Raw genomic sequence first — 330 nt, 5'->3', positions numbered from 1 at the left:
GCCGGACGCGGTGGGGGACTTGCCCTGGTAGAGCAGTTGCAGGTTGCAGGGGTCGATGGTCATGGTCTGGTCGGGGTTGTTGCGGACCAGGTCGCCGTGGCTGATGTCGTTGGTCCAGCCGGCGCCGCTGTTGGCCTTGCCCGCGAAGGGGTTGGACTCGGTGGCGGCCTGCGGGGTCCACGAGCCGTTCAGGCTGGTGGCGGTGAAGGAGCGGAAGTAGCGCTGCTCGCTCGCCCCCCGGGCCTCGACGATCATCAGGTACTGGTTCTGGCCCTTGACCTTGTAGACCTGCGGGGCCTCGAAGAGGTTCTTCACGGTGTCGGTCATGAC

At 66.7% G+C, this 330-nt stretch carries 1 protein-coding gene; it reads right to left on the bottom strand.

The genetic code is table 11. The features are described 5' to 3' along the window. Positions 1-327: non-reducing end alpha-L-arabinofuranosidase family hydrolase (locus OO48_RS34115; RefSeq protein WP_280842455.1), on the bottom strand; the 327-nt coding region annotated here is incomplete at its 3' end. Positions 328-330: the final 3 nt, after the last annotated feature.

The sequence above is a fragment of the Kitasatospora phosalacinea genome (assembly GCF_000716545.1).
In the GTDB taxonomy this organism is placed as follows: domain Bacteria; phylum Actinomycetota; class Actinomycetes; order Streptomycetales; family Streptomycetaceae; genus Kitasatospora; species Kitasatospora phosalacinea.
The sequence above is the reverse complement of the archived record's forward strand: the minus strand, read 5'-3'. Positions and strand labels throughout refer to the sequence as shown.